Annotated in this window: 21 protein-coding genes; 4 read left to right on the top strand and 17 right to left on the bottom strand. The window is 72.0% G+C overall.

What is annotated here, in order from left to right; translation table 11 throughout:
* Positions 1–14 precede the first annotated feature (14 nt).
* The gene (locus CTZ28_RS31065) at positions 15–374 is read right to left on the bottom strand and encodes an NADH-quinone oxidoreductase subunit A (protein ID WP_086791863.1); all 360 of its coding nucleotides are present in this window, start codon (positions 372–374) and stop codon (positions 15–17) included.
* A 745-nt stretch (positions 375–1,119) separates the two neighbouring features.
* On the opposite strand from CTZ28_RS31065, the gene CTZ28_RS31060 reads away from it, so the two are divergent.
* A complete protein-coding gene (locus CTZ28_RS31060; protein ID WP_121893039.1) occupies positions 1,120–1,965 on the top strand; it encodes a C40 family peptidase in 846 nt (281 codons plus the stop codon).
* A 55-nt stretch (positions 1,966–2,020) separates the two neighbouring features.
* Here the strand turns inward: CTZ28_RS31060 and CTZ28_RS31055 are convergent, their stop codons facing one another.
* Positions 2,021–3,850, bottom strand: coding sequence for a hydroxysqualene dehydroxylase (locus CTZ28_RS31055; protein WP_121893038.1), 1,830 nt, complete (start codon positions 3,848–3,850; stop codon positions 2,021–2,023).
* An 89-nt stretch (positions 3,851–3,939) separates the two neighbouring features.
* Here CTZ28_RS31055 and def point away from each other — a divergent pair, with 89 nt between their 5' ends.
* A complete protein-coding gene (gene def / locus CTZ28_RS31050; RefSeq protein WP_121893037.1) occupies positions 3,940–4,566 on the top strand; it encodes a peptide deformylase in 627 nt (208 codons plus the stop codon).
* A gap of 145 nt (positions 4,567–4,711) precedes the next feature.
* Here the strand turns inward: def and CTZ28_RS31045 are convergent, their stop codons facing one another.
* A complete protein-coding gene (locus CTZ28_RS31045; RefSeq protein WP_121893036.1) occupies positions 4,712–5,995 on the bottom strand; it encodes a geranylgeranyl reductase family protein in 1,284 nt (427 codons plus the stop codon).
* A gap of 293 nt (positions 5,996–6,288) precedes the next feature.
* Between CTZ28_RS31045 and CTZ28_RS31040 the strand changes: the two genes are divergently transcribed.
* Positions 6,289–6,591: a PASTA domain-containing protein gene (locus CTZ28_RS31040; RefSeq protein ID WP_259471899.1), complete on the top strand. Its 303-nt coding sequence runs from the start codon at positions 6,289–6,291 to the stop codon at positions 6,589–6,591.
* A gap of 14 nt (positions 6,592–6,605) precedes the next feature.
* Here the strand turns inward: CTZ28_RS31040 and CTZ28_RS31035 are convergent, their stop codons facing one another.
* From CTZ28_RS31035 to CTZ28_RS47305, 4 genes are read right to left on the bottom strand one after another with little or no spacing between them, the layout of a single operon-like run.
* Entirely contained in the window at positions 6,606–7,301 is a 696-nt protein-coding gene (locus tag CTZ28_RS31035; RefSeq protein WP_121893034.1) for a demethylmenaquinone methyltransferase, read from the bottom strand.
* A 53-nt stretch (positions 7,302–7,354) separates the two neighbouring features.
* Entirely contained in the window at positions 7,355–8,497 is a 1,143-nt protein-coding gene (locus CTZ28_RS31030; RefSeq protein WP_398657099.1) for an acyltransferase family protein, read from the bottom strand.
* The gene (locus CTZ28_RS31025) at positions 8,498–10,750 is read right to left on the bottom strand and encodes a bifunctional polysaccharide deacetylase/glycosyltransferase family 2 protein (protein ID WP_121893033.1); all 2,253 of its coding nucleotides are present in this window, start codon (positions 10,748–10,750) and stop codon (positions 8,498–8,500) included. It lies immediately after the preceding gene.
* An 18-nt stretch (positions 10,751–10,768) separates the two neighbouring features.
* Positions 10,769–11,194 carry a hypothetical protein gene (locus CTZ28_RS47305; protein ID WP_183154673.1) on the bottom strand — a complete coding sequence of 142 codons (426 nt, stop codon included), beginning with the start codon at positions 11,192–11,194 and terminating at the stop codon, positions 10,769–10,771.
* Between the two features lie 203 nt (positions 11,195–11,397).
* Here CTZ28_RS47305 and CTZ28_RS31015 point away from each other — a divergent pair, with 203 nt between their 5' ends.
* On the top strand, positions 11,398–12,423 hold the full coding sequence (locus tag CTZ28_RS31015; RefSeq protein ID WP_121893032.1) for a chitinase: 1,026 nt from the start codon (positions 11,398–11,400) through the stop codon (positions 12,421–12,423).
* A 4-nt stretch (positions 12,424–12,427) separates the two neighbouring features.
* On the opposite strand, the gene CTZ28_RS31010 is transcribed toward CTZ28_RS31015, so the two are convergent.
* From CTZ28_RS31010 to CTZ28_RS30965, 10 genes are all read right to left on the bottom strand, one after another.
* Positions 12,428–13,069 carry an imidazolonepropionase-like domain-containing protein gene (locus tag CTZ28_RS31010; protein WP_121893031.1) on the bottom strand — a complete coding sequence of 214 codons (642 nt, stop codon included), beginning with the start codon at positions 13,067–13,069 and terminating at the stop codon, positions 12,428–12,430.
* 7 nt (positions 13,070–13,076) lie between these two features.
* A complete protein-coding gene (mqnC, locus tag CTZ28_RS31005) occupies positions 13,077–14,276 on the bottom strand; it encodes a cyclic dehypoxanthinyl futalosine synthase (protein WP_121893030.1) in 1,200 nt (399 codons plus the stop codon).
* Between the two features lie 111 nt (positions 14,277–14,387).
* Positions 14,388–15,116, bottom strand: a complete 729-nt coding sequence (locus CTZ28_RS31000) for a prepilin peptidase (protein ID WP_121893077.1) — start codon at positions 15,114–15,116, stop codon at positions 14,388–14,390.
* The gene (locus tag CTZ28_RS30995; protein WP_121893029.1) at positions 15,113–18,109 is read right to left on the bottom strand and encodes a bacterial transcriptional activator domain-containing protein; all 2,997 of its coding nucleotides are present in this window, start codon (positions 18,107–18,109) and stop codon (positions 15,113–15,115) included. The genes CTZ28_RS31000 and CTZ28_RS30995 overlap by 4 nt, the downstream gene beginning before the upstream one ends.
* A 102-nt stretch (positions 18,110–18,211) precedes the next feature.
* Positions 18,212–18,676 carry a Tad domain-containing protein gene (locus CTZ28_RS30990; RefSeq protein WP_121893028.1) on the bottom strand — a complete coding sequence of 155 codons (465 nt, stop codon included), beginning with the start codon at positions 18,674–18,676 and terminating at the stop codon, positions 18,212–18,214.
* A complete protein-coding gene (locus CTZ28_RS30985) occupies positions 18,673–19,113 on the bottom strand; it encodes a TadE/TadG family type IV pilus assembly protein (RefSeq protein ID WP_121893027.1) in 441 nt (146 codons plus the stop codon). The genes CTZ28_RS30990 and CTZ28_RS30985 overlap by 4 nt, the downstream gene beginning before the upstream one ends.
* Complete coding sequence (locus tag CTZ28_RS30980) at positions 19,114–19,563, bottom strand: TadE family protein (protein ID WP_121893026.1); 450 nt, start codon at positions 19,561–19,563, stop codon at positions 19,114–19,116.
* Between the two features lie 34 nt (positions 19,564–19,597).
* Complete coding sequence (locus tag CTZ28_RS30975; protein WP_121893025.1) at positions 19,598–19,849, bottom strand: hypothetical protein; 252 nt, start codon at positions 19,847–19,849, stop codon at positions 19,598–19,600.
* A 132-nt stretch (positions 19,850–19,981) separates the two neighbouring features.
* On the bottom strand, positions 19,982–20,902 hold the full coding sequence (locus CTZ28_RS30970) for a type II secretion system F family protein (RefSeq protein WP_183154672.1): 921 nt from the start codon (positions 20,900–20,902) through the stop codon (positions 19,982–19,984).
* On the bottom strand, positions 20,899–21,870 hold the full coding sequence (locus CTZ28_RS30965) for a type II secretion system F family protein (RefSeq protein WP_183154676.1): 972 nt from the start codon (positions 21,868–21,870) through the stop codon (positions 20,899–20,901). The genes CTZ28_RS30970 and CTZ28_RS30965 overlap by 4 nt, the downstream gene beginning before the upstream one ends.
* Positions 21,871–21,920 lie beyond the last annotated feature (50 nt).

Below are 21,920 nucleotides of genomic sequence, written 5' to 3'. Positions count from 1 at the left end.
GTCCTTAAGGCCCCTCAGTCCCATTCCAGGCCGCCGCGCCGCCATACGTACGCGTACGCGACGAAGACGGTGAGCACGAAGAGCAGCATCTCCACGAGCCCGAAAACACCCAGGGCGTCGAAGGTGACGGCCCAGGGGTAGAGGAAGACGATCTCGATGTCGAAGACGATGAAGAGCATCGCCGTCAGGTAGTACTTGATCGGGAAGCGCCCGCCGCCGGCCGGCGTGGGGGTGGGCTCGATGCCGCATTCGTAGGCTTCGAGCCTGGCGCGGTTGTACCGCTTTGGCCCGATCAACGTGGCCATGACCACGGAGAAGATCGCAAAGCCTGCCCCGAGGGCTCCCAGTACGAGGATGGGCGCATAAGCGTTCACCGCTCCTCGCTCCTCTCAGTCGGCACTGACTGGTGGCGGTTGGCATCGGGCTCACAGCCGCCCCACCCGTCCCACGAGCCCCGCGCGTCCCGGGCGAAGATCGAGAACATGTGAAGCGGGTCACAAGCCCAACTGCCTCGCATCTTATGCCCGCCGCTCTGTGATCTGCGACACGGGGTATTACTCAAGCTTTGTGATCTCCACCACCTGACGAAGGATCATGAAGCCGGATGAGCGGTGATCTTCACACCTGAGGCGCTTGAGCGATCACCCGAGGTGACATTTTCGCTCGTCAAGCCAGGCCGGAGGGGGCATCTCAATATCAAGAGACTTCCCTTGCATGCAAATTGGTGCTGGACCGGACGCGCTGATAGAGGAGCGCGTTCACACATCAGGAGGAGGTGCGGGGCGAGGTGTGGACGCGTGCACGCGTTCACGAAGTCGACAGGGCGCAAACCGGACACCGGACGCGACGGCCACGGTAACCGTTCCGTGACCTCCGCCACATCGATGAGAGCCGCCTGAGAACGGGGCTTGGCCTCGACCTCAACCGATGGTAGGTGCGGGGCAATTCGGGCGTATCAGCGAAAGCCCATGATCACGGGCTTGATCACCTGCGTCCGCAATGTCCGTTACGGCGTCAATAAAGAACGACGCGCCCGAGATTCGCCGTCGCGATTGAGCAACTGTGGCACAGCACACGTTTCTTGAAGATATGAAGGAGCCCCTGGTACCGCTTAGTCCCATGTCCCACACCGCTCACATACGCAGCCACCGGAAGCCCCGCCGCAACGCGTCGAAAATCGCGATGCGGGCCGGAGTTGCCGGTGGCGTCCTCGGCACCCTGGCAGTCGCCGGTGCGTCCGGTTCGGCGAGCGCCGCCGAACCTGTGACGCAGACCCTCGAACTGCCCACCCTGACGGCCGACATGGCCGTCCAGGTCGCCCAGTCCGCGGAGGTCACGCAGCAGGCCGCCGCGAACTACCAGCTCCAGGCCGAGCGCGACGCGGCCGCCGCAAAGGCCGCGAAAGAGGCCAAGGCGGACCTGGCCGATGCCAAGAAGAAGGCGGAGGCGAGGAAGAAGGCCGCGGAGGCCGCCCGCAAGGCCGCGGCCGAGCGCGCCTCGCGCGCCGCCGAGCGGACCGCCCTGAGCGCCTCCACCTCCGCCTCGGCCTCCACCCCCGCCGCCGGCTCGGGCGCCTCCGCGAGCGTCTCCAGCGGCAGCTCCGCGGCGACCGGTTCGGCCGCCGCGGTCATCTCGTTCGTGAAGGCCCAGGTCGGCAAGGCGTATGTCTCCGGCGCCACCGGCCCGTCCGCCTACGACTGCTCCGGGCTCGTGCAGACCGCCTTCAAGCAGGTCGGCATCAGCCTGCCGCGCGTCTCCCAGGACCAGTCGACCGCGGGCACCCAGGTCTCGCTGAGCAACCTGCAGCCGGGCGACATCCTGTACTGGGGCGGCGCGGGCAGCGCCTACCACGTGGGGGTGTACGTCGGCGACGGCATGTTCGTCGGCGCGCAGAACCCCTCCACGGGCGTCGTCGAGAGGCCGCTGTCGTACGACCCGCCGTCCGGCGCGGTGCGGGTGCTCTGAGCACGGTCGCAGCCGGAAGGGCCGCAGCCGCTCGGGGGGCGGCGGCTCTTCCGCGTCATCCCAGGTCGAAGGTGTTGGGCAGGCCCAGCCGGTAGCGCACCTCGTCGAGACGCTTGAGAGGTTCCAGTTCCGGCGGGCGGAACAGTTCCCACAGCCGGCAGCGCTCGGCGTCCGAATTGTCCGCGTCCAGGAGTGCGTTGACGGCCCGGCGCGCCGACTCGTTGGCGCCCTCCATCGTCGCCAGGTCCACATCCGTGCGGACATAGTCGCCCGCGAGGAAGAAGTTCGGCACGGCGGTCCTGGCCGACGGGCGGTTGTAGAGCGTGCCGGTGGGATGGATGAGCAGCTGCTCGCGGTTCTGCGGGTCGGGACCGCCGAGCCCCGTCACCGCCGGGTCCATGAACCAGCCGAGCCGGTCCCCGTCGGTGAGCGTGGTCCTGCCCGGGTCGTTCAGCCCGTCCTTCAACTGCGCCCACAGCTCGGCGACGACCTCCTCCCGGGTGCACTCACGGGCCGTCTTGCCGTACAGGATGCCGGGCTTGTCCCATTCCGAGACGATGGCCGACAGACAGTCGTGGGCCTGCCCGTCCCCGTAGTCGCGCGCGAAGTCCCGTTCGTCCCAGAACTGCGCCTGCCCGACGGCCGTCACCGCCCAGGGCGAGTCCAGGCAGTTGATGTGCCCGTGCACGACGGGCGTCGGGGTGCGCAGATAGAACATCACGCCGGTCATCCAGTCCGTCCTCAGCGCGTCGCACCGGCCCAGCTGGGGGTCGGCGGCGCGCAGGGCCCGTCCCCAGGTCGCGCGGGCGTGTTCGACGGGCAGCGCGGAGACGTAGTGGTCGGCGGTGACGGTGCGCTCCTCGCCGCCGTCCCGCGCGCGGACCCGCACCCCGGTCACCCGGCCGCCCTCGTGGACCACCTCACGCACCTGGGTGCCGAGCACGAACTCGACGCCCCGGGAGCGCAGATAGGTCTCCCAGGGGTCGATCCAGGCCTCGCTCGTGGGGGCGTTGAGCACACGGTCGATATCGGCGTCGCCGTCCATGCCCCGGCCCAGCAGGCCCCACAGCAGCAGCGCCTCGACGATGACCCGGCCGACCGTGCGCGTGGAGGCGATCTCGGCGCGGGTGGCGACCAGGTTGCGGGTCTGGCCGATCCCTAGGAGCACCTGGTACTCACGGCTCATCTCGCCGGCCCGGATGAAGTCCCACCACGGGACCTGCTCCCACTGGCCCTCGCGGCGGGCGTCGCAGCTGGTGAGGTGGACCAGGAGACGGCCGGCGAAGTAGGCGGCCTCGTGGGCGGGCAGGCTGGTGCCCAGGTCGAGGACGGACAGGATCTGGTCGCGGATCCAGGACGGGGTGAGGTCGCCGGGCGCGGGCGGGGTGGTGACCCGGCGCAGCGGGAAGTGCAGATCGGGGCGGCCGGCGGCGCGCGCGAACAGCGCCTCCGTGCCGCTGCGGAGGTTGTCGTGGACTCCGCCGGCGTTGCCGGGGAAGGGGATGCGGCGCATCGTGTCCGGCAGGTTCCGGTAGAAGCCGGGGAAGAACCGGAAGCCGTGTTCGCCGGGGAGCGGTCTGCGGCCGCCGGTGCCGGTGCCGGGGACGTCCATCGAGCGGGCCTTGCCGCCGAGGGCGTCGTAGTACTCGTAGACGGTGACCGCGTAGCCGCGCTCGACGAGTTCGTGGGCGGCGCTGAGGCCCGAGACGCCGCCGCCGAGGACCGCGACGCGCTTGCCTGCGGCGCCCGGGGCCGCGGCGGCGCGTCCCGCTGCCGCCAGGGCGGTGGCCGCTCCCCCGGCCGCCATCGAGCCCGCGGCGGCCAGGAAGCGTCTGCGGGAGTGTCCGACGTGCGCCTGGGAGTGCTGGGCGTGTTCTGTTGTCATGGGAATCGGAGGGTAGGGAGAGGTCCCACAGGCCGGAACCCCGAAGCTCCGTCACCCACAGCATCCTCACAAACACAGGGAGCCAGGAGATGCCCGGTGTCTTCGTCCAGGGCAGGCCCGTCGACTCGTATCCGCGGCTCGCGCCCGAGGCCGGGCGGGGTGCGGTCCGGCGGATCACCGAGGTCGGCGAGGAGGTCCTGCACAAGCCCTGCCGGGACGTCACCGAGTTCGGTCCTGACCTCGCCGCGCTCATCGACGACATGTTCCTGACGATGTACGTCGCCGAGGGCGCCGGACTCGCGGCCAACCAGGTCGGCATCGGCCTCGGACTGTTCGTCTACGACTGCCCCGACGACGAGGGAGCCCGGCATGTCGGGCACATCGTCAACCCCGTGCTGGACCGGCTCGACCCGGCCGGCCGGCGGCTGCTCGACGAGGAGGAGGGCTGTCTGTCCGTGCCGGGCGCCGTGATGGCGGTACCGCGCCCGGACCGGGCCGTGGTGCGCGGCCTCGACCGGGACGGCCGCCCGCTCGTCGTCGAGGGCACGGGGTACTTCGCACGCTGCCTCGCCCACGAGACCGACCATGTGAACGGGCAGCTGTACCTGGACCGGCTCTCCCGGCGGGACCGCAAGGAGGCGCTGCGGCAGGTCGCGGACCGCCGGGCGGAGGTGTTCGCGCGGCGGGCCGCCCGCACCGCGGCCTTCACGAGCTGAGCGCTCCGCTGGAAGTGCCGCGATGTGCCGTCGGCCGTCCGCGGCACCATCGTGGCTGGCCGCGCCCGCACGCGCGAGGCCCCGGGCCGCACGAGCCGGCCGGGGACCGACCCGGAGCCGGGCGTCTCGGAGCCGGGCCCCGGGGTCAGGCCTTCGGTGCCACCTTGCTCAGGCCGTTGATGATCCGGTCCATCGCGTCGCCGCCCGTCGGGTCGGTGAGGTTGGCCAGGAGCTTCAGGGTGAACCTCATCAGGAGCGGGTGGGTCAGGCCGCGCTGGGCGGCGATCTGCATGACCTTCGGGTTGCCGATGAGCTTCACGAAGGCGCGGCCCAGCGTGTAGTAGCCGCCGTAGGTGTCCTTGAGGACGCGCGGGTAGCGCTGGAGGGCCAGTTCGCGCTGGCCCGGTGTGGCCCGCGCGTGCGCCTGGGCGATGACCTCGGCGGCGATCTGGCCGGACTCCATCGCGTAGGCGATGCCCTCGCCGTTGAAGGGGTTCACCAGGCCGCCGGCGTCGCCGACGAGCAGCAGGCCCTTGGTGTAGTGCGGCTGGCGGTTGAAGGCCATGGGGAGGGCGGCGCCGCGGATCGGGCCGGTCATGTTCTCCGGGGTGTAGCCCCAGTCCTCCGGCATGGACGCGCACCAGGCCTTGAGGATCTCGCGCCAGTCCAGGTCCTTGAAGGCGGCGGAGGTGTTGAGCACGCCGAGGCCGACGTTGGAGGTGCCGTCGCCCATGCCGAAGATCCAGCCGTAGCCGGGCAGCAGCCGGTCCTGCGGGCCGCGCCGGTCCCACAGCTCCAGCCAGGACTCCAGGTAGTCGTCGTCGTGACGCGGGGAGGTGAAGTACGTACGGACCGCGACGCCCATCGGGCGGTCCTCGCGGCGGTGCAGGCCCATCGCGAGGGACAGCCGGGTGGAGTTGCCGTCGGCGGCCACCACCAGGGGCGCGTGGAAGGTGACTTCCCGTTTCTCCTCGCCGAGCTTGGCGGTCACGCCGGTGATGCGGCCGGTGCGGTCGTCGACGACCGGGCCGGAGACATTGCACCGCTCGTACAGCCGGGTGCCCGCCTTCTGCGCCTGGCGGGCCAGTTGCTCGTCGAAGTCGTCGCGCTTGCGGACCAGCCCGTAGTCGGGGAAGGAGGCCAGATCCGGCCAGTCCAGCTGGAGGCGGACCCCGCCGCCGATGATCCTGAGGCCCTTGTTGCGCAGCCAGCCGGCCTCCTCGGAGATGTCGATGCCCATCGACACGAGCTGCTTGACGGCGCGCGGGGTGAGACCGTCGCCGCAGACCTTCTCCCGCGGGAACTCGGTCTTCTCCAGCAGGAGTACGTCGAGTCCGGCCCTGGCGAGGTGGTACGCGGTCGTGGAGCCGGCTGGCCCCGCGCCGACGACGATCACATCGGCGGTGTTGTCGGAGAGGGGCTCGGTCACGGCGGGATCTCCCCAAGGTTCGAAATGTACGTGCCGACCGGCACTGGACAGGGGCAGTCTATTCAGCGGCGCCGATCACCCGGCGAAGGGCCGCCCCGTGGGCCGAACCCAGCTCGGCGACAGCGGCACGACGCCGAGCGCGGGCCCTGTCCGCGCCCTGATCCGTGACGGACGGTAATCGTCTGTCACAGAAAGACACTTACCGCTTTCGGGCCGCCTGCGCCGGGGTTACCCTTCCAGTACCGCTGGGGGTGACATCTGTGCACATACCACCCAAAACACCCGAAGTCCGCGTGCCGCGCCTGGTCGGCCTGATGGCCGTGGACGCGCGCGAGCGGGCCCGGGCACAGGGCCTGTTCCTCAACGCGCCGGACCGCCCGGATTTCCACCGCACGGTCGTCGACTACGTCGTGCGCCAGTACCCGCAGCCCGGCGCCGAGGTGCCGCGGGAGTCCATGGTGTACGTGTGGTTCGACTTCGGCGAGGGCGACGGCGGCGGAGGCGTCCGCGAACCCCGCATCCCGAGACCGCCCTCGGGCGGGCTGCAGCGGGAACTGGACGAACCGGGCGGCGCCTTCGAGATGACCAACCGCTAGCGGCCGGCGCGGGCTCAGGCCTCCTTGAAGCCCCGGTGCAGGGCCACCACGCCGCCGGTGAGGTTGCGCCAGGCCACCTTCGACCAGCCCGCCGAGCGCAGCCGCCCGGCCAGTGCGGCCTGGTCGGGCCAGGCACGGATGGACTCGGCGAGGTAGACGTAGGCGTCCGGCTCGGAGGAGACCGCCCGCGCCACCGGCGGCAGCGCGCGCATCAGGTACTCGGTGTAGACGGTCCGGAAGGGCGCCCAGGTGGGATGCGAGAACTCGCAGATCACGACCCGCCCGCCGGGCCGGGTCACCCGGTGCATCTCGCGCAGCGCGGCGTCCGTGTCCTGCACGTTGCGCAGCCCGAAGGAGATCGTCACGGCGTCGAAGGTGTCGTCCTTGAACGGCAGCCGCGTCGCGTCGCCCGCGGTGAAGGGCAGCCAGGCGTTGCGCTTCTTGCCGACCTGGAGCATGCCGAGGGAGAAGTCGCAGGGGACGACGTAGGCGCCGGTCCGGGTGAAGGGCAGTGACGAGGTGGCCGTGCCCGCCGCGAGGTCCAGGACCTTCTGCGCGGGGCGCGCGTCGACGGCGCTCGCCACCTCCTTGCGCCAGCGCCGGTCCTGGCCGAGCGACAGGACGTCGTTCGTCAGGTCGTACCGGTCCGCCACGTTGTCGAACATCGAGGCGACTTCGTGCGGCTGCTTGTCCAGGGATGCGCGGGTCACCCGCCCATTGTGGCAGCAGGGGGTGCGCCGCGTGCGCAGCGCCCTCGGCGCCGTCACGGCAGCAGCCTCGGCCGCTTGCGCGCCGCCACGTCCTCCACCCAGCCGCACAGCAGGACGAAGACCGCGATCAGGATCCAGCCGATGCCGAACAGGAACCACTGGCTGTCCAGCGGCAGATACCTCTCGAAGGCGGGCACGTCCCAGAACCGGTCGATCAGCGGCACGGCCAGGACGAGCGCGATCTCGTGCCAGAGGTAGATCGTCACCGCGCGGGCGTTGAAGACCGTCACGAGCCGGTCGGTCCGGCGCAGGCGGGTGAGCCGGGCGAAGTCGATCCGGAAGTGCGCCTTCGCCCACATCAGCAGCGTGACGAAACCGGCCGACCAGAAGGCCTGCGCGAGCGGGTTCTCGTCCAGGTCGTACGTGCCGAACTCGGCCTGGTGCGCGACGGCGTACCAGCCGCCGTAGCCGAGCGCGGCGAGCGAGAGGGCGACGACCGCGGCCGGCCTGATCCGCTGGAGCACTCCGTCGTGGTGCGCGAAGCCCAGGATCCAGCAGAACAGATACGTCGACAGGTCCCACAGCGCGCTGCCCAGCCGGCCGTCCGGGGGCGACCGGAGGAAGTTCAGCACCAGGACGGGCGCGAGGGACAGCAGCAGGACGGGGACCGGCGCCCTGCGGAACAGCCACAGCAGGGCCGGGGAGAGCAGGACGAACCAGAGGTAGGTCCGCAGGTACCAGAGGATCTCCCAGGCCTGCTCGCCCCACGCGTCGCCCGGCGGATCGCCGAGCGGCACGATCCAGTAGACGATCTCCCGGCCCGGCATCCAGCCGTGCAGCAGCATCGCGAGGACGACGAAGAAACCCCAGAACCAGAACGGCGGGAGGAGTCTGCGCAGACGGCTTCGGAGCACGGCGAGCGCGGGCCGCTCCAGGGACCTGGCCATCAGCGTGCCGGCCAGGCCGAACATGATCCCCATGGACGGGAGGACCAGGCCGCACCAGGCCCAGCCGAAGGTGTGGTAGGTGACGACGCGGACGAGGGCGACCGCGCGGAGGGTGTCGAAGTACCGGTCCCGCTGGGCCGGCCCCGGCCGGGGAGCCACCGCCCGCGCCGGCCGGCCGGCGTCCGGGCCGGCATCCGGCACCGGGGCCGGCACCAGGGACCGGGTACCGCCCTTGCTGTGCGCGCCCACTCAGCCCACCCCCGCCGCGGTGCCGACCTCACCGGTCCGCTTCAGCTTCTGCCAGCGCAGCCGGCCACCGGTCAGGGCGGTGATGCTGGAGTGGATGAGGACGAGGTACATCAGCTGCCGGTAGGCCAGTTGCTGGAGCGGCATCATCAACAGGTAGCGGTACTTCTCCCGGTCCAGCCGGAAGGCGTAGGCGGCGCACAGCAGTTGGACGCCCAGGACCGCGAGCCACGCCAGCAGGGCGGCGCGGAGGTCGATGAAGACCATCGAGTAGACGGTGAACACGTCGATCAGCGGGGCGAAGAGGGGCGTGACGATCTGGAAGAGCACCACCAGCGGCATGCCGACCCGGCCGAACCGCCCCGAAGGACCCCGGTCCGTCAGGGACTTGCGGTGCTTCCACAGCGCCTGCATGGTGCCGTACGACCAGCGGTAGCGCTGCGACCACAGCTGCCCCAGCGAACCGGGCGCCTCCGTCCAGGCCCTGGCGTGCTCCTGGTAGACGACCCGCCGGCCCGCGCGGTGCAGGGCGATGGTGATGTCGGTGTCCTCGGCGAGGGTGTCATCGCTCATCCCGCCGACCCCGAGCACCGCCTCCCGGCGGAACGCGCCGATCGCGCCGGGGATCGTCGGCATGCAGCGCAACAGGTCGTACATGCGCCGGTCCAGGTTGAAGCCCATGACGTACTCGATGTGCTGCCAGGCCCCGATGACCGTGTCGCGGTTGCCGACCTTGGCGTTGCCGGCGACCGCGCCGACCTCCGGATCCGCGAAGGGCTGCACGAGCTGCCGTACGGTGTCCGGCTCGAAGACGGTGTCGCCGTCCATCATCACGACGATGTCGTGACTCGCGTGCCGGACACCGTTGTTGAGGGCCGCCGGTTTGCCCGCGTTCCGCTGCCGAACGACCCGCACGTTCGGCAGGCCGAGGGACTCGGCGATCTCGGCGGTGCCGTCGGTCGAGCCGTCGTCCACCACGATGATCTCGATCGGATGCGTGCTCCTCGCCAGCGATCTGAGGGTGCCCGCGATGCACTCCTTCTCGTTGTACGCCGGGACGATCACGCTCACCGGCCGGGTGACCGGCGGACCCCAGCCGAACCGGCGTCTGTTGCGCTGCCTGTGGTGGCGCCGGGCGAGGGCCAGCATCATCGCGAAACGGCCCATCACGGCGACACCGACGACGATCAGCAGGGCCGACAGCGCGGGCACCGTCCACTCGGCGACGGCCACCGCCGCGATGAGGGCCCTGCCCTCGTAGCGGGTCGTGCCGGTGGCGGTGTGGTGGGCGGCCTGCAGCCCGGAGAGGTCGGAGGCGCCGGCCGTGCCGTCGGCGGGGGTGCCGTCCCGCGGCGCGCCGGCCGCCCCCGTCGCGTTCCGCTGCCCCATGACGCCGCTGACGGTGGTGAAGGTGTAGCCCTTCGCCCGCATCTTCTCGATGTAGCGCGGCAGCGCGGCGACGGTCTGCGAACGTTCGCCGCCCGCGTCGTGGAAGAGGACCGCGGCGCCCTTGCCGTCCTTCGGGGTGGCCCACTTGATGATCTTCGAGACGCCCGGCCGCTTCCAGTCGTCGCTGTCGGTGTCGACGAAGACGCTCGTGTAGCCGTCGGCGCCGAGCTTCTTGTAGACGGGCCAGCTGTAGTTGTCGATGGCGTCGGTCTCCGAGGAGTACGGCGCGCGGAACAGGGTCGTGGTGATGCCCGCCGCGCCCGCGAGGGCGAGCTGCGTCTGCTCCATCTCACGCTTGACGCGCGCATCGCTCTGGTAGGACAGGTCGATGTGCGTGAACGTGTGGATGCCGACCTCGTTGCCCTGGTCGACCATGGTCCGCACGATGCCGGGATGGCGCGACACCATCGATCCGACGAGGAAGAACGTGCCGGGGATGTCGTACTTCCGCAGGATCTCGAGGACCTTGGGGGTCCACGTCGGGTCGGGGCCGTCGTCGAAGGTGAGCGCGATGGTCTTGGCCGGCACGGAGACGGAGGTCGCCCGGCCGCCCCGGAAGGTGAGGATCGGACCGCCGTCGAGCACCTTGTCCGGTACGTCGCCGGAGCCGGCCCCGGTGCGCACCCGCTGGTCGCCGCCGACCTCGGCGCGCAGATAGCCGTCGAGCAGCAGCACACAGGTCAGCGCGAGCAGGAGCAGCAGGGCGAGGACGACGCGCGGCTTCTGCAGGGCCGCGGCGCGGCCGGCCGCCCGCTCCATGCGGGTGGGGGCGCGGCGGCGGCCGCGGGAGGGCGTCGGATGGGTCATGTGGTGGCTGCGTTCCGGTCAGTTGGCCGCCGCGTACGCGGACGGCGAGGAGGGGGACGGGGAGGAGGGGGACGGGGACGGGGAGGAAGGGGACGGGGCGGCGGTGCCCGAGGGGGCGGCCGACGGCGTGCCGCCGGGCGGACCGGCCTGGCGGCCGATGCCGTCGCGCGGCCCGAAGCCGTCGGGGGCCTGCCCGCTTCCGCCGCCCGCGAAGGGCAGCAGGGAGGACGGGTTGAGCGAGGTGCCCCAGCCCATGAAGGCCGCGCCGAGCACGCCCGCGTACGCGAGACAGACGACGCCGACGAGGACGCCGATGCGGCGGAGCACCTTCGACCGGCGCCCGGAGGTGTCCACGAACACGGGCCCCTCGGCGGGTCCGTTGCCGCGTTTGCGGCGGCGACCGCGCCCGGCGGCACGGCTTTCGATGGCAGTCTCGGAATGCATTCCCCGGACATTAGGGAGCCTTTATGTGTTCCCTTCTCGGGAATTCTTGTGAACCGCCCATGAGAGAACGGCCAACCTGTCGCTTTCCTGAGAGATTCCCCGGGGACCCGCTGGTGTGTGAGACATTTCCCCCGGGAAAGGCGGTCCGTTGCCGTCCCGAGACGGAACCTGAGACGGACATCACTGGAGCGGGAGCATGCGCGATGAGGAGATTCCTGATGCCGGCGGCCGGGTTCGCCTGGGTGTTTGCACTGGCCGTCACGGGATGCTCCGCGGGCTCCGGCGGCACCTCGGACGCGGCGCCCGCCGCGACCGGCTCGACCGGCTCGACCGGCAAGTCCGCCTCCTACAGAACCGCCTACGCCCCCTACGTCAGCGCCACCGAGGCGTCCGGCAACGACGCCACGGGCTCGCCTGCGGCGTACAACCTCGCCTTCGTGCTGTCGGACGGCAGCGGCTGCACGCCGAAGTGGAACGGCACGCGGTCGGTCACCGACTCCGCGGTGGCCTCCCGTGTCTCCCGGCTGAAGCGGGACGGCGCGACGGTCCGGGTCTCCTTCGGCGGGGCGTCAGGGAAGGAACTCGCGCAGACCTGCGACAGCGCGTCCGAACTGGCCGCTGCCTACGGCAAGGCGCTGGACGCGGCCGGTTCCGACCAGGCCGACTTCGACATCGAGGGCGACACGCTGGCCGACTCCGCCTCGGTCACCCGGCGCTCGGCGGCCATCGCGCTGCTGCAGAAGGAACGCACCGGTCTGAAGGTCTCGTTCACCCTGCCGGTGATGCCGTCCGGGCTCGACTCCGACGGCCTCGCCCTGCTGGAGTCCGCGAACACGCATGACGTCCAGGTGTCGACCGTCAACATCATGACCATGAACTACGGCGAGTCCTTCACCGGCGACATGGGCGACTACGCGCTCGCCTCCGCCAAGGCCGCGCACACGCAGCTGACGAAGGTCTTCGGCCTGACCGACGCGGGTGCCTGGCGGGGCATGGCCCTCACCTCGATGATCGGCGTCAACGACGTCCCGGGCGAGACGTTCACGCTGTCCGACGCGGCGCAAGTGCGTTCCTTCGCCGAGGAGAAGGAGATCGCCTGGGTGTCGATGTGGTCGACGTTCCGCGACCGGCAGTGCGCGGACGACACGTCGGCCCAGGACGAGGCGGCGACGGACTGCAGCGGCGTACCCCAGCGATCGGGGGCGTTCGCAACGGCGTTCGCGGGCTGACCGCTCAACGCCCGCGGTACACCAGGCGGCCGCCCAGGACGGTCGCCACGCAGGCGGCGGCCCCGCGCTCGGCGAGCGCGGCCTCGTCCGGGACGTCGAACACCGCGAAGGTCGCGTCCCCACCGACGGACGGCAACGGCCGCGGGATCGCCGCCGCGAGGCCGCGCCCGGCCAGTGGATCGAGGGCCGGCGGGCCCACGGGGTCCGCGCTCCGTTCCGTCTCCGTCAGCCCCGCCCGCCGCACGGCGTCCACCACCGCGGGCCGCCACAGCGCCCCCGCCACGGCCACGGTCCCGTGCGCGAACATGCGCTGCACACCTCGCCGCGCGCTCGCGCCCCAGCGGGCCTCCGTCATGGCGAGCGCCGCGAGTCCCTCGCCCGTGATCGGCTCGGTGCCCAGCTCGTCGGCCTCGCGCGGGTCCGGATGGTAGGCCTGCGCGAGCAGTTCGGGCCCGTACCGGTTGACCAGGCCCGGGGTGAGCAGACCCGGCCAGCGCCGGACCCGGGCCGTCGGATGCGCGGCCACCAGCTCCTCGTACGAGCCGAGAGCCGCGAGCTCCCGGCCGTCGACCAGAACCGCCCCGCCCGGCACGGACAGCCGGCGGTCCCCCGTGACGAGCAGATCGGCGGCGTGAATCGTCGGCACGGGCGGCTCAGTTCGACGAGAGCAGCTTCAGTTCGGGGTGGGCCGTGCCGCCCTCGATGGCGGTGGAGGAGATGTGCGAGACCACGCGGTCGTCGACGGGGTCGTTCGCCGGGTCGTCGTGGACGACCAGGTGCTCGTACGTCGTCGCGCGCTGCGCCGGGACCCGGCCCGCCTTGCGGATCAGGTCGATGATCTCCAGCCGGTTGGAGCGGTGCTTGGCGCCCGCGGAGGAGACCACGTTCTCCTCCAGCATGATCGAGCCGAGGTCGTCGGCGCCGTAGTGCAGGGACAGCTGGCCGGTCTCCTTGCCCGTGGTCAGCCAGGACCCCTGGATGTGCTGGACGTTGTCGAGGAAGAGGCGGGCGATCGCGATCATCCGCAGATACTCGAAGAGCGTGGCCTGGGTGCGGCCCTTCAGATGGTTGTTCTCGGGCTGGTAGGTGTACGGGATGAAGGCCCGGAAGCCGCCCGTGCGGTCCTGCACGTCCCGGAGCATCCGCAGGTGCTCGATCCGCTCGGCGTTGGTCTCGCCCGTGCCCATCAGCATGGTCGACGTGGACTCCACGCCCAGCCGGTGCGCGGTCTCCATGATCTCCAGCCAGCGCTCGCCGCTCTCCTTCAGCGGCGCGATGGCCTTGCGCGGCCGCTCCGGCAGCAGTTCGGCGCCCGCCCCCGCGAAGGAGTCGAGGCCCGCCGCGTGGATCCGGGCGATGGCCTCCTCGACCGTCACCCCGGAGATCCGGGCCATGTGCTCGACCTCGGACGCGCCCAGCGAATGGATCACCAGCTGCGGGAACGCCCCCTTGATGGCCCGGAAGTGCTTCTCGTAGTACTCGACGCCGTAGTCCGGGTGGTGCCCGCCCTGGAACATGATCTGCGTGCCGCCCAGCTCGACCGTCTCGGCGCAGCGCCGCAGAATGTCGTCGAGGTCGCGGGTCCAGCCCTTGGCGGTGTCCTTGGGGGCGGCGTAGAAGGCGCAGAACCTGCACGCGGTCACGCAGACGTTCGTGTAGTTGATGTTGCGTTCGATGATGTACGTGGCGATGTGCTCGATGCCCGCGTACTTGCGCCGGCGTACCGCGTCCGCGGCAGCGCCCAGCGCGTGCAGCGGGGCGTCGCGGTAGAGGTCGAGCGCTTCCTCGGGGGTGATCCGCCCCCCGGCGGCCGCACGGTCGAGGACGGACTGGAGGTCGGCCTTCTCGGTCACCGGGGCGTCCCTTTCGTCAAGGAAATCAAAAGGTGCGCGCGAAGCGCTCGGTACAAGAGTGGTGGTGGGCGGACCGGACCAGCCTACGCCAGGCCTCTCACCGGCCCGGCTTCAGCCCGCGTACGCGCCGACCAGCACCCCCGCGTACGCCCCGGCGATCAGGAACGGCCCGAACGGGATCGCCGTCTTGCGGCCCGCCCGCCGGGCGACCACGAGGGCACCGGCGTACACCGCGCCGAACAGGAACCCGGCGAAGGTGCCGAGCATCAGGGTCGGCCAGCCGTACCAGCCGAGCGCCGCGCCCGCGCCCAGGGCCAGCTTCACATCGCCGAAGCCCATGCCGCCGGGGTTGATCAGGAACAGCACGAAGTAGCCGGCGCCGAGCGCGAGGGCGCCGTAGAGCGCGGTGAGCCAGTGGCCGGCGTGCTCCGGCAGGAGGGCGGCCAGGGCGAGCAGGCCGAGCGCGGCGGCGGCCAGGGGCAGGGTCAGCGGGTCCGGCAGCCGCTGCACCCGGAAGTCCACGACCGCGAGCAGCACCCCGAGGGGGGCGAGCAGCAGCCAGACACCGAGTTCGGGACGGGTGCCGGTGGCGGCGGCCAGCGCGGCGCAGACGAGCGCGGTGACGGCCGCGAGGGCCGGCACCCGGGGGCCGTAGGAGCGCGCGGCGCACTCGCCGCAGCGGGCCGGGCCGAGCCAGCCCCGTACCGGGTGGCCGGCCGGGCACAGGTGGCGCCAGGGCTCGCCCGCCGGGGCGGAGAACCGGTAGGCGGCCCGGGGCAGCAGCGCACCGGACGCCACGCCCCACAGCGCGGCGGCGGCGATCACCGCGAGGTCGCTCATCCCGCGGCGGCGACGCCGTCGCGCCACGACGGCAGCAACTCGTCGAGGAGCGCTTCCGTGCGCGGCGGCAGGCCGCGGGCGCCGCTGCGGGCGAGCAGGTCGGCGGCGCGCGCACGGATCCGGGCGGGTTCGCCGGTGGCGTGGGTGGCGCGCAGCAGCTCGTGCCACAGCCGCTCGTCGGACGGCGCGGTCCGCAGCGCCGCGTCCAGCGCCTCGATCGCCTTCTCCGCGCGGTCCTTCTCCAGGTGGAACGCGGACAGCGCGAGCCCGATGTCCGCGACCAGCAGCGGGAGCTGGGCGTCGATGATCTCGTGGGTGAGCCAGCGGTAGCGGTCCTCGGGGCGGTCCGCGAGCAGCGGCCCGCGGACCAGGACCAGCGCGTCGGTGAGCAGCCGCCCGCGTACGGCCCGGCTGTCCACGCCCTTGCCCTGCGTGGCCTCGTGGTAGAGGGAGCGCAGCACGTCCAGGTCGGAGACGACGGACTTGGCGAGCGTGAGCCGGCCGGACTCGTCGGTGCCGAGGCGGGCCGTGCCGTCCGGGTCGCTGCCGAGCCAGCCGCGCAGCCGCTCGACGAGCGCGTCCCGCACGTCCTCGGTGACGCCGCGCGGCCACAGCGCGGAGGCCAGCACCCGCGGGTGGACGCCCTCGCGGTGCAGGAGCAGCAGGGCGAGCGCCTCGTGGAGCAGCGCGCTGCGCTCCCCGTCCGGGGTGTCGAGGCCGATGATCTCGTACGGTCCGACGAGGCGGGCGTAGACCGCGGGCCGGCCCTGCTCGCTGATGTCGACGAGGAACGGCGGGGCGTTGACCGGGCCGTCCGGATCGCGCTCGGGGTCGGCGTCGGCGAACAGTTCGACGACGGCGCGCTGCTGGACGGCCGGCAACAGCTGGGCGTCCAGCTCAAGGCCGAGCAGCGGGGCGAGCAGCCTGCCCTCGGTCGTGATCTCCATCTCCCAGGCGGCGCCGGGCAGTTCACCGGTCTCGGTGCCGACCAGATAGCCGATGCCGAGGCGGCCGGCGTCGGCGGCGAGTTCGGCGAGCCGCAGGGCGTCCTCGGCGGAGGGCTGTGCGGCGAGCAGGACCAGGTGCGGCGCCCAACGGGTGTGCTGCGCGGGCCCGGTACGGCCGGTGAGGACGGAGTCGTGCCCGGCGGCGCCGAGCGCCCCGCGGCGCTGCCGGGTCTCGGCCTCCATGGTCTCGATGAGCGCCTCGATGCCGTCGAGGTGGCGCAGCCGGTTCGGGGCGAGCGGAGTGAGGTCGGCGCCGAAGCCGACGAGGGTGATGGTCATCCGGTCCGACCAGCCGTTGGTGGCGAGTTCGGCGGCGACCGAGGCGAACACGGCGGCCCGGTCGGCCTCGCGTCCGCTGAGCGAGACGAGGCCGGGCACCGCCTCCAGGTTGAGCAGCAGCCGGGAGTCGTCCATGGTGCCGAGGCTGACGAGACCCGGGTAGGGCGCGGCGGTGTCCACGTCCTCGTACCGCTCGGCGTCGGCCCGCGCGAGCATCCAGAACGTCTGGTCCTGCCCGAGCTGCCAGGGCGCGGGCGGCTTTCCGGCGGGCTGGGCGAGCTGGAGGTGCAGATCGCCGTTGCTCAGCCAGGCGGCGTAGACGACGGGCAGGGCGCGCGACTCGGCGGCGAGCCCGGCGGCCAGGCCGCGCAGCGAACGGTCGAGCAGCCGTACGCCCTCGGGGTCGGCGCCGACCAGCAGCGCGTCCTGCGCGTCCTGGGCGTCGCCGGTCGGCGTGGGCGGTTCCATGCCGCGCCGGCCGCCGACGGCCCCGAGCGCCGACTGCCACAGCGCCTGCCGGCGCCGGCGTCCGAGGGCGCCGAGCAGGCCGGCGGCGAGGAGCGGCGCGCCGATGAGGGCTTCGGGCAGACCGAAGGCGTGCCCGCCGGCCTCGCTGCCGGAGCCGGGCTGTGCGGGGCCTTCGTGCTGCTGTCCCTGCCCCTGCCCGTGCGCGTCCCCGTGGTCCGCGCCGCCGTCCGCGCCGGGCCGCTGCTGCTCGGGCAGCGCGACCTGGGAGGCGTCCGTGCCGCCGCCCTCCTCGGCGTGGTCCTGGCCCTGGTCCCCGGACTTGGCGTAGTCGTGGATCTGCTGCTGGACGTCCGGGGAGACCTGGGCGTCGGGCATCTCGACCAGTTCGCCGCCGCGCGCGTCGGCGGGCATCTCCATGATCCAGCCGGGCCGGATCAGGCTCGCCTCGGACAGCCGTGAACCGTCGGGCTGGACACGGTCCTTGTTGAGTTCGTGGATCTCCTTGTACCGGCGGCCGTCGCCGAGGTGGCGCTGCGCTATCTCCCAGAGGGAGTCGTGGTGGCGCCCTTCGGGCGGCTGGATCCGGTAGTACTTCGTCCCGGCGTCCCTGGCGGCGGAGGCGCCGCCGGGGTCCGCGTGGGCGGCGGCCTGCGCGGCCTGCGCGGCCTGCTCGGCGAGGGCCGCGGCGGTGCCGGATGCCTGCTCCTGCTGCTGGGCGAAGAGTCCCGGGGTCTGCTGGGCGGCGGCCACCGTCCCCCTGTTGTTCCCCTCCAGGCCCTGTCCCAGCTGCGACAGTCCCGGGGTGAGGCTGGCCGCGGTGGCGCCGAACAGCAGCAGCGCGGCGACGAGCTGGCGGGCGAGCAACTGGCTTGGGCCGGCGCCCGGGACGCGTCCGGCCAGTCCCACGCCGGACAGCGCGGCCTTGGCCTCGACGAGCACGCAGGCGGTGAACTGGGCCCAGGCGAGCCACACGATCACCGTCAGGACGTTCAGGAAGGTCTGAACGGTGATCTCCTGCCGCAGCCAGTCCAGCGTCGGCGCCCCGCTCGGCAGCGGCCAGCCGACGGTGAGGGCGAGGGCGCCGGGTACGCCGACGACGAGCACGAGCAGGGCGATGAACGCGAGGAATGCCTTGACGAAGTCCCCGAACGTACGGCGCCGCACGCGTACCGGCTGCGGTGTCCGATTCCTCGGGCCCGTCGGGCTTCCCGTCGAGCTTGATGTGCTGCGTCGCGCCATGGCGGGTGTCCTGGGTCGTGGGTGGGAGGAGTTGGTCGGTGGGGGGCGAATGGAGCCTACGGAGATCCTATTGAGCCCGGCTGAGCGGCGCCGGTCGTCGGGTCAGCCGACCTGGTTCTCTGCCAGGGCTCTGCCGTGTACGGTCACCGCTCCGCCGTAGAACATGCCCGTGAACACCGGTTGGTAGGTCAGCTGGATCTCGACCTCGACCTGTTGGGTGTCGGCCGCCACGCAGTGGCTCGCGGCGATGTCGGGGCCGGTCATGTTCATCTCGCGGGCGAAGGTCTTCACGCGCGCGTCGCAGTTCTGGAAGTTGATCGGCGCGGGGCCGCCCTCGTTCTCGTAGAGGGATTCCTTGTCTATGTCCTGGGCGGCGTAGCGGGCCGCCTGCTCCGCGATGTCGGCGGCGCGTTCCCGCTTGGAGATGGACAGGCCGCCGTCGATCACGAACGCCGACAGGGAGAGAAAGACGAGGGTGAAGATGATCACCGCGCCGGCGCCCGAGCCCCGGTCGGCCGGCCCCGACCGGTGGGCGGACCACCACGCGCGTACGACTGCCGTCCTCACGCCGTCCTCCGGTACGGATCCAGCGGGGAACTGAAGCTCGCCGACAGCCGGGTCGGGACGTCGAGGCCCAGCATGGCCAGGCCCCGCACCTGGCAGCTCACCTCGACCGTGAAGAGGGTGTCGGGTTCGAAGCCCTGGCTGGTCTGGACGACGGACACCGGTCCGGAACAGACGTCGGCCAGGTCCGCCTCGGCGGCCCTGCGGGCCTCGGCCAGGGCGGTGGCGTGGTCCTTCTGGATCGAACCGGCCCGCGCCGCGTCCCGCGCGGCGCCGTCCAACGCGCCCCGCCCGTCGACGAGTTGCCCGAAGGCCACCAGGACCAGGATGAACAGGATCATCACCGGCGCCAGGATCACCACCTCGACCGTCGACAGCCCGCGGTCGCCGTCGGCCGACCGCCCGCGCGCGGTGCGGAACCGGGTGAAGGGAGTGGGCATTCAGTTGCCCCCTTCCGGTACGAATCGCTCCACCGGCCCGGAGGACTGCGCGTGCACCGTCAGGTCGAGGCCGGGGAACACCGTGGGCACCCGGGCCGAGATCTCCACGCCCACCGTGTTCGGCTCCGGCTGGAGCAGCTTCACGTCCGGGGCCAGCACCAGTTGCGGGCCGAGTTGGCGGATGTAGGAGTCGACGACGTCACGGGCCTCGCCCCGCCAGCCGCCCGGCTGTTCGTCGGCCGTGGCGCGGGCCTTCCGGGCGCCCGCCTGGGCCGCCGCCTGGGCCACGTGGTCGGCGAAGAAGTACAGCGCGAACTGCACTGTGGCGAAGATCATGAAGAACAGGACGGGGGTGAGCAGCACGAACTCGATCGCGGTCATGCCGGAGTCACCAGCCTCGCCGCGCACGGCCCGCGCGCGGCGGCGCACCCATCTGCCCACGCCCACCATCAACCCCGTCATCCCCGTCGTCGTACGTCGTGCGTCAGCAGGTCTTGCCCGCGTCCGCGCCCTTGATGCAGTCGCCGACCTTGTTCGCGCCCTCGCTCAGCGCGGCGTTGATGATGGCGGCCACCACGCCGACGATCGCCACGACGACCGCGGAGATGATGACCCACTCGACGGCGGAGGCGCCGCGGTCCAGTTCGCCGGAGCGGGCGCGCTGCACACGCGCCTGCAGGAAGGTGACCAGGAAGTCCACCGCCGGGATTCCGGTGCGGACGGTGCGTTCGGTCATGGGAGTCGTCCTCTCAACTCAGCTCAACTCGGCCGGCGGTTCGGGCAGTGGAGCGATGGAAGCGGTGCAGGCAAGAGCGGCCGTGGCAGCCGCGGGTACGGATCGTAGGACGAGCCGCACGTATCGGTCGGTTCACACCTGGAACACCCGCACGGCCGCAGGGAAGATCAGGAACACCAGGAAGCCGGCGCACAGCAGCAACTGCGCCACCAGCATCGACTGCGACTTCTCGCCCGCGCTGCCCTCGATCTCGGCGAGTTCGCGGTGCCGCATGGTCTCGGCGCGGGAGGCGAGCGACTCACGCACCTTGGCGCCGTCGTCCGCGACCAGCGCCAGCGAGGCAGAGAGGTCCTTCAGCTCCTCCACGCCCAGTTCCTCGCCGAGTTGGCCGAGCGCCTGCCACTGGCTGATGCCGGTGATCCGGGCGTCGGCCAGGGCACTGCGGATGCGCTGGTTGGCCCAGCCGTCGGACACGTCGGCCGCCGCCATCAGCGCCTCGGGCAGACCCCGGCCGCCGGCCAGGCTCATCGACACCAGGTCCAGATAGGCGCCGATGACGCGCCGCAGGTCCCGGCGCTTCTCGGCCGCGTCCCGCCGTACCTCCAGGTCGGGCAGGAAGAAGAACAGCGCCGCGCACAACAGGGCCAGCCAGACCGGGATGAGCGGGCTGCGGCCCACGCCCAGCGTCCAGACCACCGCGAACAGGAACGGCCCGAAGAACAGCCCGGCCGCGGCCAGCAGCACCTTCGTCGCCAGGAACTTCTCCCAACTGCGGTCCAGGACCGCCAGGTCCGCGCGCAGCGAGCGCTGCTCCCAGCCCTGGTGGAGGTAGAACTCGGAGACGCGCGCGCCGACCTCGGCACGCAGCGAACCGAAGCGCCCGGTGTCCTGGGCCGGTCGCGCGGACTCGTACGCCGCTCCCCGCGCGCGCATCGCGTCGATGCGGGCGACCTGGGCGACCGCGCTCCGCTTCGACGGCATGAGGGCGCGGACGAGGGCGTAGACACCCAGTCCGAAGACCACGCCGACCAGGATCGGCATCGTCAGGTTCACCGGCGTACACCTTCTTCCGACTGGAACGGCTGGGGCTGCTGAGGCTGCGGCTGCTGGGCGGTCGGGGCGGCGGTGCGGGGCCGTACGAACTGCACCGAGGACTCGTCGCGGACCAGGAAGCGTTCGGGCGTCTCGATGGTGGACAGCTTGCGCAGCCACCAGAAGCCGAGCGCGAACAGGGCGCAGACGACGGCGAGTACGAGCTGGCCGACCGCGGTGCCGTACGGGGACACGAAGTCGCGGTTGAAGACGGCGAGGCCGAGGACGAAGGCGATGGACACCGCGACCACGATCTGCACCGAGCGGCGGGTGGCGGCGCGCTGGGCCATCACGCGCTGGCGCATGTCGACTTCCTCGCGTGCCGACTTGGCGAGCGCGCCGAGGACCTGGCGCAGACCGGGGCCGCGCAGCCGGGCGTTGAGGATCAGCGCGGCCACGATGATGTCGGCGGACGCGTCGTCGATCTCGTCGGCGAGGTGCTGGAGCGCCTCGGGCAGCGGGGTGCGGGCGCGCAACCGGTCGACGAGGGCGTCGAGATGGGGGCGCAGGATGGGGGCCGCGGCGCGCGCGGACGCCGGGATGGCCTGCTCCAGGCCGACCGCGCCCGCGATGGTGTCGCGCAGGGACTCCGTCCAGGAGGCGAGGGCCTCCACGCGGCGCATGGCGGCCCGTTCCTCCGCGGCGCCGCCGAAGAGGCGGTCCCAGAAGAAGACGAGGACGCCGGCCGCGAGCCCGGCCACCGCCCAGCGGGTCAGCAGCAGGACGGCGAGGCCGACGATCGCGGCGAGCGAGCCGCGCTGCCCGGCGAACCGGATCAGTTCGGCGAACCGCTCGTCGGCCTTCTGCTTCTCGTGCGCGGGTTTGGCGGGCAGGCCGCGTACGGCGAGTATCAGCAGCGCGAGTCCGCCGCCGACGGCGACGCCGCTGCCGATCGAGTACAGGACGGTGGTGGAGAAGAGGCCGCCCATGGAACCGAGCGAGCCGAGCGCGGTGTGTGTGGCAGGGCCGGCGGCGAAGT

The sequence above is a fragment of the Streptomyces shenzhenensis genome (genome assembly GCF_003688995.1).
Lineage (GTDB): Bacteria > Actinomycetota > Actinomycetes > Streptomycetales > Streptomycetaceae > Streptomyces > Streptomyces shenzhenensis_A.
Note: the sequence above shows the minus strand (reverse complement) of the source record. Positions and strands in the feature narration are given on the sequence as shown.

Bases quoted from the DNA above. Each gene is read 5' to 3' on its own strand.
- def (WP_121893037.1), top strand. From the start codon at position 3,940: ATGCCCGGTGTCTTCGTCCAGGGCAGGCCCGTCGACTCGTATCCGCGG.
- CTZ28_RS31060 (WP_121893039.1), top strand. From the start codon at position 1,120: ATGTCCCACACCGCTCACATACGCAGCCACCGGAAGCCCCGCCGCAAC.
- CTZ28_RS30975 (WP_121893025.1), bottom strand. From the start codon at position 19,849: ATGACCGAACGCACCGTCCGCACCGGAATCCCGGCGGTGGACTTCCTG.
- CTZ28_RS31015 (WP_121893032.1), top strand. From the start codon at position 11,398: ATGAGGAGATTCCTGATGCCGGCGGCCGGGTTCGCCTGGGTGTTTGCA.
- CTZ28_RS30985 (WP_121893027.1), bottom strand. From the start codon at position 19,113: ATGCCCACTCCCTTCACCCGGTTCCGCACCGCGCGCGGGCGGTCGGCC.
- CTZ28_RS30980 (WP_121893026.1), bottom strand. From the start codon at position 19,563: ATGGTGGGCGTGGGCAGATGGGTGCGCCGCCGCGCGCGGGCCGTGCGC.
- CTZ28_RS31000 (WP_121893077.1), bottom strand. From the start codon at position 15,116: ATGAGCGACCTCGCGGTGATCGCCGCCGCCGCGCTGTGGGGCGTGGCG.
- CTZ28_RS30995 (WP_121893029.1), bottom strand. From the start codon at position 18,109: ATGGCGCGACGCAGCACATCAAGCTCGACGGGAAGCCCGACGGGCCCG.
- CTZ28_RS31025 (WP_121893033.1), bottom strand. From the start codon at position 10,750: ATGACCCATCCGACGCCCTCCCGCGGCCGCCGCCGCGCCCCCACCCGC.
- CTZ28_RS31055 (WP_121893038.1), bottom strand. From the start codon at position 3,850: ATGACAACAGAACACGCCCAGCACTCCCAGGCGCACGTCGGACACTCC.
- CTZ28_RS47305 (WP_183154673.1), bottom strand. From the start codon at position 11,194: ATGCATTCCGAGACTGCCATCGAAAGCCGTGCCGCCGGGCGCGGTCGC.
- CTZ28_RS30965 (WP_183154676.1), bottom strand. From the start codon at position 21,870: ATGGGCGGCCTCTTCTCCACCACCGTCCTGTACTCGATCGGCAGCGGC.